Consider the following 16,545-nt stretch of genomic DNA (forward strand, 5'->3'; position numbering starts at 1 on the left):
TGCCGGGCGGCCTTCTCATATTCGTCGTCATGACCGCATGTGACCGTTGACGCCAAACTCGCGGACGCCATATGCCGCCATATGCGCCGATATCATAATCCGGAACGTCATGCGGACGGTTCACACGGGCGCATTACGGTATTCGCGTGCGGAAAAACGAGTATGGCGGCATGGCCTGCCTGTTGCTTACGGCCATGATCTGGGGCTTCTCCTTCGTCTCGCAGGTGGCGGGCATGGATTCGACGTCCCCGATGTTCTTCAACGCCACGAGGTTCACGCTCGGCGCGGTGTCGCTGCTTCCCATCCTGTTGGTGCTGCATCGCAGGCGGGCGACGGCGGAAGGCGACGCCGACACGGTCCCTCGCATGACTCCGGTCCCATCGGCGAGACGGACCGTTCTGGTCTCGGCCCTGTGCGGTCTGGTGCTGTTCTCGGCGAGCACGCTGCAGCAGTACGGCATCCTCTATGGCAGGTCCGCCGGACGGGCGGGGTTCATCACCGCGTTGTACATCGTCATGGTGCCGCTGCTGGCATGGGCGTTTCTGCGCCGCCGCGTCACGCTGTTCACCGGCGTGGCCGTGGCGCTGGCCGTGGCCGGTTTCTATCTGCTGTGCATGACGGACTCCGGAGGGGCGCTGACATTGGGGGATGCGATGGTGTTCCTGTGCGCCATACTGTTCGCCGTGCATATCCTGGTCATCGACACGTTGGCGTCGGGCATAGACCCCGTGCTGCTGTCGTTCGGCCAGTTCGTCACCACGGCGCTGCTCAGCTGGATGGGATCGCTGCTGGAGGGCTCGGTGAATTGGTCGGGCGCCGCCGACGCATGGCTGCCGATCCTGTACTCCGGCATCGGCTCGGTGGGCATAGCGTATACGCTGCAGGTGGTCGGCCAGCAGTGGGTGCCGCCGACACGCGCATCGCTCATCATGTCGTTGGAGTCGTTCTTCTCCGCCGTCGGCGGCGCGCTGCTGCTGGGCGAAGTGATGACCGCTCGTGGCTATTGGGGCTGCATACTGATTTTCGTCGGCACCGTGCTCGCCCAGCTTCCGCCGCGCCTGCCCCGTTGGCTGTCCGGACGAAAGGGGGAAACCGCCGATACGGCGCATCATTCATGACGGGTCGTATGACATCCCGTATATGACGGATGGCGTTGGCTCGTTCCACGATGAACGGGCCAACGCCATCCGCGTTATGGTCGTGTTCGGGCCTTCGATGAAATCCTCAGGTCCGTCGGGCCGTCACTGACGCTTCACTGCGGCGGCAGCGACCGGGGACTGATGCCTCGGCGTCCTGAACTGGCCGTATACCAAGGCCCTGGTGAAATGCCGTTCGCACAGTCCGCTGGCTTCCGCCGGCTCATCGCATCCCGCGATGGTGCATTGATGCTGCGTCATAGTAAGAACTCCTTCGCTCCTGCTGTTTCGTTGTATCCTCAGGAGCGCCGAATACTGCTGCAGCGCAAGACCCTTCGTTCCCTTCATTCGCAACAGTAGCAGTGTTCTTCATTTTTGTTATGGGATTGATAGCTTTTTCTCAGCAAAAGGCTTTTCGCACGGCGTGTTGTGTTCGTTGACAGTGCGTTTGCATGCTTTTTATCGTGCAAACGCACTGTACTCGAACCCATGCCATATTCATCGGACAAGACATCCGAGACGCCGAGGCGCCGTGTGACCGTCGGCCGAGGTCTGCGGCCGCGCCGTCATCTCAATCGTTGAGGTGCTCGATGGCGTAGTTCGCCTCGTCGGCGGTGAACCGTTCGCCGCTTTCGCTGGTCAACTGGTCGCGAATCGCTTCGGGGGACATGGCCATGTCCTCCTGATAGGTCTTGGCCTTGGCGAGCGCGTTCGCGTTCCAGTCGGCCTTCACGTTGTCGATGGCGTACTGTGCGGCCTCCTTGGAGAACTGGCCGCCGTATTCGCTGGTCAGCTGGTCGTACACGCCCTGCTTCGACATGTGCATGGTGTTCGCGTAGGTGTCGGCCTGGCGCAGCGCGGACGTGTATTCCGTCGGAACGGACGGCTGCTTGCTCTTTTGGGCCGCGGCCCCGTCGGAGGTCTTGGAGTCGCCGGATTGGGCGGACTGCGACTGCGAGGTTCCGGTCGCGACGTTCGTCGACGATGTGTCGTCGCCTGAGCCTCCGGCGCTGGTCGCGATGGCGGCGACGGCCACGACGACGATCAGCCAGAACCACCATTTCTTCCAGAACGGTTTCTTCGGTCTGCCGGCCTTGCCTCCCCTGCGGGAGCCCTGTGACGGCGGCTGGTATACGGTGGTCGGCTGTTGCGGAGCCGGTTGCCCGTTCGGTACGACACCATTGCTGTTGGTCATGATTCCCTCTTTCCTTCCGTGATGTCGGGTACATGATTCAACGTACCGATTTCGCGGTTCCGGCGTCAGTGTACGAACGGCCGTTTCCGTTCGCCCGAACGGGCAATACGGTACGTCGGCGCGGTCAATGGCGTCCGCTCCCCCGTGCGTCTACTCTTGACGGATATGACCGATATGACACAGGCTTCGGATAACGGTCCGGCCATAGGCACGAAACGACGTTGGACCATCGTGATGGTCGTGGTTTCGATGCTCGATGCACTGGTGCAGACCGCGTATGCGGCAAATCATTTCCAGTACACCGGCAATGACCTCGGCTACGTATGGTGCGTGCTCGGTCTGGTGGGCGATCTTGCGGCGCCGTTCCTGCTGCTGCGCCGGGGCACGCGTCCGGTGTTCTGCTGTCTGGCCGCCGCCATGACGACGCTGCTGCTGCCGTTCGGCTCAGCGCTGTCGCTGTTCGCCCTCGCCTCGGTGTATGCGCGTGTGCGGGAACGCCGTGCCATGATTTTGTGCACGACGTTGGTAGCCATATGCTGCGTAAAGGTCGAGGTGCTGGACCTGCTGCGTCCGGACGACTATTCGACCTGGCGCATGATGTTCGCCAAGACCGGCACCGGCGTGGACGGCGTTCCGGCGGTGGTAGACACCGACCTGTCCGCCATCGTTGCCGTGGCCACGATCTGGACCGTCGCCACGTTTGCGGCGGCGATACTGTCCGGCCTGCATATGCGCAATGCCGCGGCGGCGGCGAACGCGAACACGCGGGCGAACAGCGAGCGCGACCGAGCCGACCAGCTGCAGACGAGTCTGAGCATGCAGCGGTTCGCGGATGCCGTGGCCGCGGAGGCCCATGACACGCTGGCGCACAGTCTGTCGCTGATCGCGGTGAACGCGAGCGCGTTGCAGGCGCAGGCCGTGCGTCTTTCCTCGACGCTGCGTCCGACGGATGGAAGCGGTATGCCCTCCGCCGGACCGGCTGCAGACGCCATGGCGTTGGCGAAGCGGGCGGACGAGATTCGCCGTCAGGCTGCGGGCGCATTGGATGAGGCGCATGACATCATCGACATGCTGCGTCATCCGCAGGAGGTGCAGGCGATGCTGCAGCCGGATTCCGACACCGCGCTGACGCGCGAGGCGTTGTATGAGATCATCGATGCCGCGCGTTCGGCCGGCATGATGCTGGATACGTGGATCGACGTTCAGGATCTGAGCTCGTTGGACCCCGATGTCGGCAAGATCTCGTTCCGTGCGGTGCAGGAGGGGCTGACGAACGCCCGGAGACATGCGCCGGGGCAGCGCGTGTCGTTGGAGATTTCAGCGGCGAAGTCTCGCGGCGTGGTCATTCTGTTCACGAACGCCACTACGGCGCCAGTCGCCACCGTGCCGATGAAAGCCCCGACGACATCTGATTCCACGAATTCCGGAGGCAACGGGCTGCCCGGACTGAAATCACGGGTCCAGCAGGCGGGCGGTACCTGCGAATACGGCTACGACCGGCAAAACGTCTTCCATCTTGACGTCAGACTGCCGTTCACCCCATTACGATGAGGGTATGCCTTCATCCGAACCATCCAATGCTCCGGCTTCGCCGATAACGGTGAGCGTCGTCGATGACGATCCGATGATCTGTCAGGCGATGTCGCTGATTCTCAACGACTATTCGCAGGGTCGAATCAGCGTGGTGTCCACGTCGCATAATGGTGCCGATGCCGTGGCCAGGGCGCGTGAGGAGCGTCCGGACGTGGTACTGATGGACATCGCCATGCCCGACGGCGATGGCATCACGGCCACGGCGGGTCTGCGTCGGCTGCCCGCTCCCCCGCATGTGCTGATATTGACGTCGCTGTCGCCCAAAGGCACGGTGGAGCGTGCCGCCGAGGCCGGTGCCGAGGGGTTTGTCTCGAAGACGGATGCCCCGGAGGAGATCATCAGCCGTATCGTCAGTGTCTGCGAGGGCAGGCCGCAGTATAATCCGGCGAGTCAGCGGCAGCTGCTGGCCGATCTGCATGCGCATCGTCCGATGACGCGGCGCGACGAGGCCAGGGCGCTTCTGGACGCACTGACCGAAAGGGAGCGTCAGGCCGTGCTGCTGGCGGCCGAGGGACTTACCAATCAGGAGATCGCCGCGCGGTTGTTCGTCAGCGAGCGGACGGCGAAGGCGCATCTCTCCTCGGCGTCGGAGAAACTGAGCATGAGCCGTGTGCAATTGGCGCAGCTGGTGGGGAGGGCCGATCTTCCCTCCCCGTTGTGCCGGTAGGCCGATGATGCGGGAGGTCAGAAGGCACGTCCGGATTCGATGAGCTCGACTCCGGCGGCGGTCATCTGTTTGCGTGCCTGTTCGCCGAGTTCCGGGCTGACGGGTACGGTCAGGTCGGTGAATACGCGGGTGTGGTAGCCGAGTTTGACCGCATCGAGCGCGGTCTCCTTGACGCAGTGCGATTCGGCGATGCCGACGACGTCCACGTCGGTGACGCCGGCCGTTTTCAGCGCGTTGGCGAGTGTATGGCCTTCCTCGAGGGCGATGCGCACTTCGGCGCGGGACTGCTGACGATCGGAATTGTCCTCGATGCCTTCGAATCCCGAGTAGGCTGCCGAATACTGGCCCTTCTTGAAGTGATGGCCGATGTTCAGCGACTTGATGGCGGGGTGCAGTTCGGCGTTCGGCGTGCCGGCGACGCCGTGCGGCGGCCATGAGTCGACGAAGTCGGGATGTTCGGAGAAGTGCCCGCCCGGCACGATATGCCAGTCCTGCGTGGTGGCGATGTATGCGTAGTCGTCGCGGTGGTCGGTTACGTAGTCGGCGATGCGTTCGGCGACCGTGTTGCCACCGTCCACGCCGAGTTCCCCTCCCTCGCAGAACGTCGGCTGCACGTCGACGATGATCAGTGCTTTCGTGCTCATATGTCCCCTTTCGTTCGTTTTTCATCTTACGACGGGGACCGATGGCAGGCTGATGGGACGTTCGCTCACGGTTTCCGCCGCAAACACGATTGGTCACGGTTTTCCGCCACGAACGTGCCGTCTTATCGGCGTGTCGTGGCGGAAAACCGTGACCAATCGATATTGGAAAAATCCACTGTGGCGGTGTCACCTACCCCTCAGACCGCCTTGAGGCGGCCAGCTCCCCTGACAAGGGGAGCCTGAAGAAAGCCAGGAGCACAAGTATGAACTCTAAATGAGATAACGCGTGCGGCTTTAGTGCGCCGGCAGACGAAGGCGTATTGACATACGTCGAGTCTGCCGGCGTGCCAAAGACACTCCGTTATCTTATTTCCTCATGAGGTTCCTGAGTACGTACTGGAGGATGCCGCCGTTGCGGTAGTAGTCGGCCTCGCCGGGGGTGTCGATGCGGACGACCGCGTCGAACTCGGTGGTGGAGCCGTCCTTGTGCGCGGCGGTGACGTGCACGGTCCTGGGGGTCTCGCCCTCGTTGAGCTTCTCGATGCCGGCGATGTCGTAGGTCTCGGTGCCGTCGAGGCCGAGCGATTCGTAGGATTCGCCTTCGGGGAACTGCAGCGGCAGCACGCCCATGCCGATAAGGTTGGAGCGGTGGATGCGCTCGAAGCTCTGGGTGATGACGGCCTTGACGCCGAGCATGAGGGTTCCCTTGGCTGCCCAGTCGCGCGAGGAGCCGGTGCCGTACTCCTTGCCGGCGAGCACGACGAGCGGGGTGCCCGCGGCCTTGTAGTTGAGCGAGGCGTCGAAGATGGTGGACGGCTTGCCGGTGGTGAAGTCATAGGTGAAGCCGCCGGGGGTGACCTCGTTGCCGGTGGAGGCGAGCAGCTGGTTCCGCAGACGGATGTTGCCGAAGGTGCCGCGGACCATGATCTCGTGGTTGCCTCGACGCGAGCCGTAGGAGTTGAAGTTCTTGGGTTCGACGCCGCGTTCGGTGAGGTACTTGCCTGCGGGGCTGGACGCCTTGAACGCGCCGGCCGGGGAGATGTGGTCGGTGGTCACGGAGTCGCCTAGCAGTGCGAGCACGCGGGCGCCGTGGATGTCCTCGACGGGGTCGGGCGTGGCGTTCATGCCATCGAAGAACGTCTGCCTGCGCACGTAGGTGGACTTGGGATCCCAGGCGAACAGTTCGCCTTCGGGCACGTCGAGTCCCTTCCAGCGGCGGTCGCCTTCGAACACGGAGGCGTAGTCCTTGAGGAACATCTCGCGGTTGACGGTGCCGGATACGACGGCTTCGACCTCCTCGTTGGTGGGCCAGATGTCCTTGAGGTAGACGTCGTTGCCGTCGGCGTCGGTTCCGAGCGGCTGGGTGGCGAAGTCGAAGTCCATGGTGCCGGCGAGCGCGTAGGCGATGACGAGCGGCGGCGAGGCCAGGTAGTTCATCTTGACGTCCGGGCTGATGCGGCCTTCGAAGTTGCGGTTGCCGGACAGCACTGCGGTGACGGTCATGTCGTTGGCGTTGATGGCCTCGCTGATTTCGGGCAGCAGCGGACCGGAGTTGCCGATGCAGGTGGCGCAGCCGAAGCCGACGAGCTGGTAGCCGAGGGCGTCGAGGTCGTCCTGGAGGCCGGCGGCCTTGAGGTAGTCGGCGACGACCTGGGAGCCGGGAGCAAGCGAGGTCTTGACCCATGGCTTGGGGCTCAGTCCCTTGGCATGTGCGTTGCGGGCGATGAGGCCGGCGGCGATCATGACGCTCGGGTTGGAGGTGTTGGTGCAGGAGGTGATGGAGGCAATGGCCACGTCGCCGTTGTTGAGGTCGAAGTCGCCGCGGAAGCTGGTGGACACGGCCACGGGCTCCTTGACGGTCTTCTCGGTCTCGTAGGCGGGCAGCGTCTCCTCGAACACCTGCTTGGCCTCGTTGAGCTTGATGCGGTCCTGCGGACGCTTCGGGCCGGCGATGGACGGCACGACGTCGCCGAGGTCGAGCTCCATGTATTCGGAGTACTCCGGTTCCACGTAGTCGGGGTCCTTGGCGTCGCCCCAGAGCTTGTTGGCCTTGGCGTAGGCTTCGACGAGCGCGACCTGTTCCTCGCTGCGGCCGGTGAGGCGCAGGTAGTCGAGGGTGACGTCGTCGATGGGGAAGATGCCGCAGGTGGAGCCGAATTCGGGGCTCATGTTGCCGATGGTGGCGCGGTTGGCGAGCGGCACGGAGGCGATGCCTTCGCCGTAGAATTCGACGAACTTGCCCACGACTCCGTGCTGGCGGAGCATGTCGGTGATGGTGAGCACCACGTCGGTGGCGGTGACGCCTTCGGGGATGGAGCCGGTGAGCTTGAAGCCGACGACGCGCGGCACGAGCATGGAGATGGGCTGGCCGAGCATGGCGGCCTCGGCCTCGATGCCGCCGACGCCCCAGCCGAGCACGCCGAGTCCGTTTTCGGTGGTGGTGTGCGAGTCGGTGCCGACGCAGGAGTCGAGGTAGGCGAGCGTGCGGCCGTTCTCCTCCGCCTTGCTCATGATGACCTTGGCGAGGTATTCGATGTTGACCTGGTGGATGATGCCGGTCCCCGGAGGCACGACGCGGAAGTTGCGGAACGCCTGCTGGCCCCAGCGCAGGAACTGGTAGCGTTCGCCGTTGCGCTGGTATTCGATGTCCATGTTCTGCTGGACGGCGTCGGCGATGCCATACTTGTCGATCTGCACGGAGTGGTCGATGACCATGTCGGACTGGACCTGCGGGTTGATGACCTCGGGGTCGCCGCCGAGCTTCTTCACGGCGTCGCGCATGGTGGCGAGGTCGACGATGCACGGCACGCCGGTGAAGTCCTGCATGACGACGCGGCTGGGCGTGAACTGGATCTCGTGGCTGGGTTCGGCGTTGGGATCCCAGTCGAGCAGCGCCTTGACGTGCTCGTCGGTGATGTTGGCGCCGTCGATGTTGCGCACGAGGTTTTCGACGAGGACTTTGAGCGAGTACGGCAGATGGTCGATGCCGGGCAGGTCAGCAATGGAATAGTAGTCGAAATCCTTGCCGGCGACGTTCAGTCGGGCAAGTTGATCGTCATGGATGGACATACGACCTCCGTGATGTACGAAATCATTAACACATTAGTTCTAGCGTGTTTTTGTTTCGTGTGGAATAATACGCCCGATTTTTGGAACGACCACGATGCAGACAAGGAAGATGACCGAGGCGATGGCAAGCGCCACGAGGGTGGCGGCGAGCGTGCGGCCGGCGGGGATGATGAGTGCGAAGAAGCTTGCGACGAAGGGGATGAACATGCCGATGACGCCGCATGCGGCGAAGAACGCGACGAGGCCGCCGCGCCAGGAGTTGAGGGGGCTGGCCACGCGCGAGAGGACGAACACGCCCATGAGGAACAGGATGATGGCGCTGGTGGCGCGCAGGGATTCGAGGTCGGCCGGGTTGCCGAGGTTCCATCCCATGACGTGCGGCACGATCCATGCGCACAGCAATACCGACAGTCCCGTGGCAATGCCGCCGGGCAGGGCGAAGGCGACGACGCGCCTGAGGAATCCGGGAATATATCGGCGCGTGTTGGGTGCGAGCGCGAGGATGAACGCCGGCATGCCGATGGTGAGCGCCCCCACGTAGGTGATGTGCCTCGGCAGGTAGGGGTAGGGCATGGCGGTGAGCACGACGCCGAGGGAGATGATGGCGGAGTACACGGTCTTGACGAGGAACAGGCTGGCAACGCGTTCCATGTTGGCCATGACCTGTCGGCCCCGGGCGACGACGTCGGGCAGGTGGGAGAATTTCGAGTCGACGAGCACCACCTGGGCCACGGCCTTGGCGGCGGGCGCGGCGTTGCCCATGGCGATGCCGAGGTCGGCCTCCTTCAACGCCAACGTATCGTTGACGCCGTCGCCGGTCATGGCCACGGTGTGGCCGCGCTGGTGCAATGCCTGCACGATGGCCTTCTTCTGGTCGGGCAGTACGCGGCCGAGCACGTCGACGTGTTCGAGGGTTTCGGCGAGCGCTTCGATGTCGTCGGGCAGCTCGCGTGCGTCCATATAGCGCGGCGTCTTGTCGCCGGTGAGCCGGACCTTGCCGGCGATGGCGGCGACGGTGCGGGGGTTGTCTCCGGAGATGAGACGACATCGCACACCCTGTTCGCGGAACCATGCGAGCGTGCGTTCGGCGTCGGGGCGGATGCGTTCGGAGCAGACCACCAGCGCGACGGGTTCGGCATCGGGGAGAAGCCGCGGATCGTTGGCGAATTCCGTTGGAACGATGTCACCGGCCGCATCACCGGCATCGGCATTGGCAAGCAGCACCACACGGCTGCCTTCACCGGCGATGGCATTGACCCGTTCAAGGATGGCGGCGTGGTCGCCGCGCATGGCCGAAATCAGCACCTCGGGTGCGCCCATGTACCAGATCTCGTCGTTTTCGACCACCGCGCTCCACTTGCGTGCCGATGAGAACGGCACTCGAGCCGCGATCTCGCTTGCGGCGATGCCCCGCTCCCCCAGTCCGTCAAGGACGGCCCTGCCGGTGCCGTTGGGCTGTTCCTCGTTGGCGAGGTCGTACAACGCCTGTTCCGCGGTCCGCCGCAAGCCGTCACCCGCATCGACGCCGAGCATCTCCAGTCGGTCGAAGGCGATGCCGCCGTCGGTGATGGTGCCGGTCTTGTCGAGGTTCAGGGCGTCGACGCGTGCAAGCGTCTCCACGGATTCGAGCTCCTGCACGAGCGTGTGCTGTCGGGCGAGCCGCATGGCGGCGACGGCGAAGTTCAACGAAGTGAGCAGCACGAGGCCTTCGGGAATCATGCCGACCACGCCGGCGACGGCGGAGACCACGGCCTGCCGCCATGCGCCCGACGAGATGGCGGCGTCCCATCCGCCGACGGTGTTCATCTGCGTCCAGATCAGCAGCGCGCACAACGGCACGACGAGGAACGTCATGAACTTCAGTATCGTGTTGATGCCGGCGTTGAGGTCGGAGTGGGTCTTCTTGTATATCTTGGCCTCGGCGGCGAGTCTGGCCGCGTAGCTGTTCTCCCCCACGGCGGTGACGCGTCCCAGCGCCATGCCGGAGACGGCGGTCGATCCCGAATACGCCGGATCGCCGATGTTCTTGCGCACGGTCCGCGATTCGCCGGTCAGCATGGATTCGTCGAGTTCAAGCCCCCAGGTCTTGACGATTTCGACGTCGGCGGGAATCTGGTCGCCGGAGCGGATCCACAGCAAATCGTCTCTGACGATTTCGTCATGCGCGATTTCGACGTCATCGCCGTCGCGGCGGACAAGGTATTTCGAGGCGACGAGGATGGACAGCCGGTCGAGCGTGCGCTTGGCCCTGAGCTCGGTGACGATGCCGATGCCGGTGTTGATGATGATGACGAATCCGAACACGGAGTCGCGCCACTGGCCGGTGAGCAGCACCATGACCATGGCCACGGCGATGATGGCGTTGAACAGGGTGAACACGTTCGCGCGTACGATCTGCGCGATCGACCGTGACGACTTGTCCTTGGTGATGTTGATTTCACCTTGGGCGATGCGGTGCTTGACCTGTTCGCTGGTAAGCCCCGTCTCCCCGACCTCGGGCATTGCTGCGCGCCCCGTCCTGGTCGTCGGAGCCGCCGTTGTCGTCGCCATCGCATCGTTCATCCGTGCACCCCCGTCAGCATCACGTTCATGTCCTTGGCATGCGGCTTGTCGTCGATGATGTCCATCAGCGCGTCGCCGATGCCGTCGGCGCCGCCCTTGGGCGTCGTCCCCTGTTCGACGACGTGGAATCGCGCCGCATACAGCGTCCGATTGTCCGGCCTGATGGAGCTTTCCATGAGAACGACGGGGATGCCGGCCCGCCGCGCCTTGCCAAGCGCCTCGTCCCATCCGGTCGGACTGTCGGCGCATAGGACGATGATCTTCACGTTGCGTCGCACGAATCCCTCGACGCCCTTCTGCTGACTGCCGGCGTCCCCGTTCGCGGCGGCGTACATCGGCTGCATGCCCTCCTGGCGCAGTGCGCGGACCATGTCCGAGTCGCGGTCGGCATTGACGGGCTTGGCGCTGCCGACCACGCCGACGCCCACGTCGTTGCGGTCCACGCCGTCATGCGCGATGGCCTCCGGAGTCTCGTGCGTATCTCCCACCGCCCTGTCCTGCGGCATGCATCCGGCCAACGGCAGCAGCATGGTCGCCGCCATCAGTCCGGCCAACGTCCTTATGACCCGTCGCATCGTCATTCGCCGGTTCATCGCACGAAAAGGGCGATGGTTTCGACGTGGTGGGTGTTGGGGTAGATGTCGTGGCCCTTGATGTACCTGAGCTCGTAGCCGAGGTCGGTGAGCGTGGCCGTGTCGCGGGCGAGGCTCGTCGGGTCGCAGGCCACGTAGACGACGGACCGTGCGCCGGATTCGGCGATCTGCTCGCATACGCGCTTCTTGGCGCCGGCGCGCGGCGGGTCGAGCACGACCACGTCGGGATGGGCGAGGTCGTTCGGGATGTTGCGCAGCGTCTTCGACACGTCGCCGGTGCGCGGGTCCACGTTGTCGAGTCCGATGGCGCGCAGGTTGCGCTGCGCGTTGCGCACGGCGATCTTCGCGCCCTCGACGCTGAGCATCCGGGTGCGTGGCGCGGTGGCGGAGGCGAGTGGCAGCGTGAACAGTCCGGAACCGGAGTACAGATCCCATATCGTAGCGGATTCGGCGCCGTCGAGCTGCTGTCTGACCAGGTCGATGACCTCGTTGGCGAGGACGATCGGCGCCTGACGATGCACCTGCCAGAAGCCGCCGGCGTCGACGGTGTACGTGTATTCGTGGCCATCGGCAAGAGTCATGGTCTCGGTGAGATGCTGGCTGCCGGCACGGAGTCCGCCATCGACAAGCAGGGCGTAGTCGTCGCCGGTCGTTTCCCCGTCACGTGGCTCGGGGACGGCGAGGCGAATCTGGGAGCCGGGCTCGAAGCCGCCCTCCCATACGCGCTCGGCTTCGGCGACGGCGTTCACGGCGTCGGTGGCGAGCGGCATGGCGTCCAGGGGCACACGCACGTGGGATTCGCGACGGCGCATGGAGGGTCGTCCCTCGTCGTCGGCGATCATCTCGATGCGGGTGCGCCATCCGAGACCGCGACGCTCGACGTCGTCTTCCACACCCGCGACCGGCACGTCGACGTCCACATGGCCGAGGCGCCGCATCTGCTCGGCGATGGTGGCGGACTTCCACTTGAGCTGTCCGGGGATGGAGACGTGCACCATGTCGGCGCCGCCGACTCCCCCGCCCCAGGCGAGCGGTCCGGCGAGCGGCCACACGGGGTCCACACGCTCGTCGCTGGGTTCGAGCACTTCGGTGACCTCGCCCGTCCAGAACCGGTCGTCGCGGTCGTGCGGCTCGTCGAGCCTGATGTTCACGAGTTCGCCGGGCAGGGCGAAGCGGACGAACACGACGCGCCCGTCGATGTGGGCGACGCAGCGTCCCTGGTCGGCGTAGCGTTCGATGCGGACTTGTGAGGTCATGAGTTCCTTTCCTCGGCGATGCGGTGACGATGCAGCGGCGTGGCGATGATGAGCCACGAGATCCAGATGGCGGCGGCGAACATGGGCACGCCCATGATGAGCCGCGCGGTGCCGAGCCAGCCGACGTGGTTGGTCAGGTACATGGGCACCTGCACGCCGAGCCGCAGCGCGAACACGGCGATCCATATGCCGGTGACCATCATATACGCCTTGAGCAGCGGTCCGTCATCGCGCCATGCGCGCAGCCAGTCGCCCAAATGGTCGGTCGCGGGGTTGCGCACGAATTCGACGAGTACGCCGATGCCGGGGACCCGGGCGATCAGCGAGACGCCCAACACGACTATCCAGAACGTGTTGACGAGGAAGCCGGGCAGGTAGTAGTTGCGTGCGTCGTGGCTGAACCACGCCCATACGAGGCAGATGGCCACGGCCATCACACCGGTGAGCGCGCCAAACACGGACTGCCGCTGAATCAGACGCACGATCACCTGCACGGCGGCGACGGCCGCGGAGACCATCACCGTCATATGCAGGTCGCGTGTGGCGACGAACAGCACGACGAACACGACGCCCGGCAGAATCGATTCGACGACGCCTCGGGGGCCTCCGATGGCGTCGATGACGGAGAAGTCCTCGTCCGCCAGCGACGCCAGTCCGCTGCGTTTTCTCGCCCCGTTCGCCCCGTTGCCGTTCGTTGCGGATCGGGGGCCGTCATGACGTTCGCTCATGGCCGTCCGACGCCTATCGGACTTCGGAGAACAGCGGACCACGGCGCAGCGTGGTCTGGGTCTGCGTTTCAAGGGTCTTGCTCAGCGGGCCCTTCGGCTTGCCGGGGATGTCCTTCCCGGTGGACTGCTCGTCGTCCTTGGATTCGGCCTCGGCCTGCTTGGCGCGTTCGGCGGGACCGACCGGCGCGTGCATCGGAATCATGTCGCGCGGGGCGAGCGGCTCCTCGCCGCGGTCGACCACGAGGTCGGAGAAGTACTTGTCGAGCGTGGTCTTCTCCTCGTCGTCGCCGTCGGGCCGGGCCGCCGGGCCGGTGAAGATGCCTCGAAGCATCCAGCGCGGGCCGTCGATGCCGACGATGCGGGTGTCGAGGGTCTTGTCCTTGACCTTCACCGGCAGGATGAGCTCGGTGCCGAACACGCCCTCGACCTCGCGGGATCCTTCGTTGGCGGCGAGCAGGTCGGCGCGCACGTCGTCCCACAGGCCGTATGACTTCGGTGCGGCGAACGCCTCCATCTCGAGACTGGAGTTGCCGAGCGTGATGGTGGCGCCCATCACCGTGCCGGTCTTGCGGGCGCCCTTGAGGCGCAGCTCGATGCCCTGGAGGAACGGCAGGTAGAGCGAGCCGATGTCGAGGTAGTCGTCGTAGTCGGGAATGTTCTCGTCGTCGACGTCCCACGGGCCGTGGTCGACGCCGCGTTCGCCCTCGCCGAATCCGCCGTCCTTCGCGGTATCGGCGGTGTTTTCCGCGGCCTCGTCGGCTTCCGTCTCCTCGACGGTCTCGACGGCGTCGTCGACGTCGACGGCCTTGGATTCCTCTTCGGCTTCATGGTGCTTCTTGCCGAATCCGAACAGTCCCATTGTTCCTCGTTTCGTCACATGCGTGGGTTTTTACCGTTTATAGCTTAATGGTGCGTGGGGTCAATTCGGTGAAGGCTCACACAATCCCCCGATCGCCGCGTCGGGCGTCAGTTGACGCCGACGATGTTGTGGGCGATGCCGTAGCCGAGGCGGATGAGCCCGCGGCCGAGCGGCCCGCGCACGGTGAGCAGTCGTCCGATGACGGTGCGGCGCACGTCCTCGTCGGCCTCGGGCGCGTGCTCGGCGAGGTACGCCCACAGCTCGTCCTTGCGGCGGTAGTTCTCCTTGTCCTTGGACAGCACCATGAACACCGAGTCGATGGCCATGTTGATGGTCAGGTAGTGGATCAGGTACCGGTAGAGGCCGGCGGGCACGGCGTCGCGTTCGGGCGTCGTGTCGATCATGGTGCGCACCACGCGGATGAGCTGGTCGATGCGTCGGATCATCGTCTCCTCCTCGACCGACTGTCCCTCGCGGCCGATGAAGTATCGGTAGAGGTCCTCGTCGAGGTACATGAGCGTGCGCACCTGCGGCAGCGGCGAGTACGCGTAGATGTTGTCGACGTAGAACGTGTGCTCCGGCAGTTCGAGCCGGGCCTTCTCGCGCAGGACCTTGGTGCGGTAGATGAGCGAATGCATGAGCAGGTTCTGGTCGGGGCGGAAACGCTTCACCTCGTTCCATCCGAGGATGGTGTTCGGCTTCATCACGCTGCCGTATCGCACGGTCTTCTTGATGCGCTTGCCCTGCTTCTCGTACGTGTAGTTCGTGACGACCAGGTCGACGGGCGCCGCGGCCTGCGCCTGCGTGCGCAGTTCGGCGAGCACGTTGCGCAGGGCGACCATGTCGAGCCAGTCGTCGGCGTCGACGACCTTCACGTACATGCCGCGCGCGTCGGCCACGCCCGTATTGACGGCGCCGCCATGTCCCTTGTTCTGCTGGTCGATCACGCGGATGACGTTCGGATACCGGCTTTCGTATTCGCGGGCGAGCGCGAGCGTGCCGTCCCTGGATCCGTCGTTGACGATGAGGATCTCCGTGTCGCTCAGGTCCTGTTCGATCAGCAGTGAGGAGAGGCATCGGCCGAGATAGTCCTCCACGTTGTAGGAGGGGACCACGAAGGTCAGTACGATCCGGCTGCCGTCTGTCGGCCGCGCCTGGTCGGGCGCGCCGTCGACGATGTGATTTTCGCTGTTCTGCACCCTACTGTTAAACCATAGAATCGGTGTTTTTCCAAATGGAGGGAGCGATGATGGGATTCGAGAGCGCGGCCGACGCCTTCCTGAGGTATCTGTCCGTCAACCGCGGTCTGAGCGCCAACACGGTGCGTTCGTATGCCTCCGATCTGAAGGAGTGCTTCGCCTCGCTCAGGTCGCATGGCGTCGATGCCCCGGGCGATGTGACGGTGGACGCTCTTCGTCTGTGGATGGCGTCGTCGTCACGCGATCATGCACGCTCGTCGATGGCGAGAAAGGTCGTGTCGGTGCGTGCGTTCTTCGCCTATGCATACGAGCATGGCGTGACGGACTCGGATCCCGCAGCCGGGCTGAAGACGCCGAAGATTCCTTCGACGCTGCCGACGGTGCTGAGCGAGGCTCAGGCGGAACGGATGATGGACCGGGCCGACGCCGGCGCCGGCGAGGGCGGGAGCGGCTCACGGCCGGTTCCGACGGAGGCGGCGAAGCGGCATGGCGACGGGGAGAAGGCCCGGGCGATCGGGATGCGGGACGCGGCCATCGTGGAGCTGTTGTATGCCACGGGCATCCGCATCTCCGAGCTCGTCGGCATCGACGTGGGCGACGTCGATTTCTCCGCCCGCACCGTGCGCGTGCTGGGCAAGGGCGGCAAGCAGCGGGTGGTTCCGTTCGGCGCGCCGGCTGCCAGGGCGCTGGGCCAGTGGATGGAACGGGGACGACGCGTGGTGCTGCGTTCCGCGACGAACGGCGGTGACGGACAGGCGGTGTTCCTCGGTTCGCGCGGAGGCCGGCTCGATCCGCGTCAGGCGCGCCGGGTGGTGCATCGTGCCGCCGCCGCTGCGGGGGTCCCCGACATCGGCCCGCACTCCCTGCGTCATTCCGCGGCCACGCATATGCTCGACGGCGGGGCCGATCTGCGCGAGGTGCAGGAGATGCTCGGGCATTCCTCGCTGCAGACCACGCAGCGCTATACCCATGTGTCCATCGAACAGCTGACGAAACGGTACGAGCAGGCGTTCCCTCGGGCGTGAGGGACGGACGTGGGTAGAC

The 16,545-nt window shown here is 64.8% G+C and carries 14 protein-coding genes; 4 read left to right on the plus strand and 10 right to left on the minus strand.

Annotated elements, in window-relative coordinates:
- The first annotated feature begins 170 nt into the window (after positions 1 to 170).
- Positions 171 to 1,118, plus strand: coding sequence for a DMT family transporter (locus CS006_RS08425; RefSeq protein ID WP_165777332.1), 948 nt, complete (start codon positions 171 to 173; stop codon positions 1,116 to 1,118).
- 123 nt (positions 1,119 to 1,241) lie between these two features.
- Here CS006_RS08425 and CS006_RS10780 read toward each other — a convergent pair whose 3' ends face one another.
- Both CS006_RS10780 and CS006_RS08435 read right to left on the minus strand, forming a co-directional pair.
- On the minus strand, positions 1,242 to 1,397 hold the full coding sequence (locus tag CS006_RS10780) for a hypothetical protein (protein WP_165777314.1): 156 nt from the start codon (positions 1,395 to 1,397) through the stop codon (positions 1,242 to 1,244).
- 310 nt (positions 1,398 to 1,707) lie between these two features.
- Positions 1,708 to 2,331 (minus strand): Ltp family lipoprotein, encoded by a 624-nt coding sequence (locus tag CS006_RS08435; protein WP_100511382.1) that lies wholly within the window; start codon positions 2,329 to 2,331, stop codon positions 1,708 to 1,710.
- Between the two features lie 174 nt (positions 2,332 to 2,505).
- Between CS006_RS08435 and CS006_RS08440 the strand changes: the two genes are divergently transcribed.
- Together CS006_RS08440 and CS006_RS08445 are read left to right on the plus strand one after the other, a co-directional pair.
- The gene (locus tag CS006_RS08440; RefSeq protein ID WP_165777315.1) at positions 2,506 to 3,882 is read left to right on the plus strand and encodes a sensor histidine kinase; all 1,377 of its coding nucleotides are present in this window, start codon (positions 2,506 to 2,508) and stop codon (positions 3,880 to 3,882) included.
- 4 nt (positions 3,883 to 3,886) lie between these two features.
- A complete protein-coding gene (locus CS006_RS08445; protein ID WP_100511384.1) occupies positions 3,887 to 4,591 on the plus strand; it encodes a response regulator transcription factor in 705 nt (234 codons plus the stop codon).
- Positions 4,592 to 4,608: 17 nt separating this feature from the next.
- On the opposite strand, the gene CS006_RS08450 is transcribed toward CS006_RS08445, so the two are convergent.
- The 8 genes from CS006_RS08450 to CS006_RS08485 form a co-directional block, all read right to left on the minus strand.
- Positions 4,609 to 5,235 carry an isochorismatase family protein gene (locus CS006_RS08450; protein WP_100511385.1) on the minus strand — a complete coding sequence of 209 codons (627 nt, stop codon included), beginning with the start codon at positions 5,233 to 5,235 and terminating at the stop codon, positions 4,609 to 4,611.
- A 366-nt stretch (positions 5,236 to 5,601) separates the two neighbouring features.
- Complete coding sequence (gene acnA / locus CS006_RS08455) at positions 5,602 to 8,304, minus strand: aconitate hydratase AcnA (protein WP_100511386.1); 2,703 nt, start codon at positions 8,302 to 8,304, stop codon at positions 5,602 to 5,604.
- A gap of 39 nt (positions 8,305 to 8,343) precedes the next feature.
- The gene (locus CS006_RS08460) at positions 8,344 to 10,806 is read right to left on the minus strand and encodes an HAD-IC family P-type ATPase (RefSeq protein ID WP_100511387.1); all 2,463 of its coding nucleotides are present in this window, start codon (positions 10,804 to 10,806) and stop codon (positions 8,344 to 8,346) included.
- 56 nt (positions 10,807 to 10,862) lie between these two features.
- Entirely contained in the window at positions 10,863 to 11,408 is a 546-nt protein-coding gene (locus tag CS006_RS08465) for a substrate-binding domain-containing protein (RefSeq protein ID WP_100511388.1), read from the minus strand.
- Between the two features lie 47 nt (positions 11,409 to 11,455).
- Positions 11,456 to 12,715, minus strand: coding sequence for a class I SAM-dependent RNA methyltransferase (locus CS006_RS08470; RefSeq protein WP_100511389.1), 1,260 nt, complete (start codon positions 12,713 to 12,715; stop codon positions 11,456 to 11,458).
- On the minus strand, positions 12,712 to 13,443 hold the full coding sequence (locus CS006_RS08475; RefSeq protein WP_100511390.1) for a DUF3159 domain-containing protein: 732 nt from the start codon (positions 13,441 to 13,443) through the stop codon (positions 12,712 to 12,714). Before CS006_RS08475 ends, CS006_RS08470 begins: the two co-directional genes overlap by 4 nt.
- A gap of 13 nt (positions 13,444 to 13,456) precedes the next feature.
- Positions 13,457 to 14,302, minus strand: coding sequence for a DUF3710 domain-containing protein (locus CS006_RS08480; RefSeq protein WP_100511391.1), 846 nt, complete (start codon positions 14,300 to 14,302; stop codon positions 13,457 to 13,459).
- 107 nt (positions 14,303 to 14,409) lie between these two features.
- Positions 14,410 to 15,432 carry a glycosyltransferase family 2 protein gene (locus tag CS006_RS08485; protein ID WP_100511587.1) on the minus strand — a complete coding sequence of 341 codons (1,023 nt, stop codon included), beginning with the start codon at positions 15,430 to 15,432 and terminating at the stop codon, positions 14,410 to 14,412.
- Between the two features lie 119 nt (positions 15,433 to 15,551).
- Here CS006_RS08485 and CS006_RS08490 point away from each other — a divergent pair, with 119 nt between their 5' ends.
- Positions 15,552 to 16,526 carry a tyrosine recombinase XerC gene (locus CS006_RS08490; RefSeq protein ID WP_100511588.1) on the plus strand — a complete coding sequence of 325 codons (975 nt, stop codon included), beginning with the start codon at positions 15,552 to 15,554 and terminating at the stop codon, positions 16,524 to 16,526.
- Positions 16,527 to 16,545: the final 19 nt, after the last annotated feature.

The sequence above is a fragment of the Bifidobacterium primatium genome, assembly GCF_002802875.1.
In the GTDB taxonomy this organism is placed as follows: Bacteria; Actinomycetota; Actinomycetes; order Actinomycetales; family Bifidobacteriaceae; genus Galliscardovia; species Galliscardovia primatium.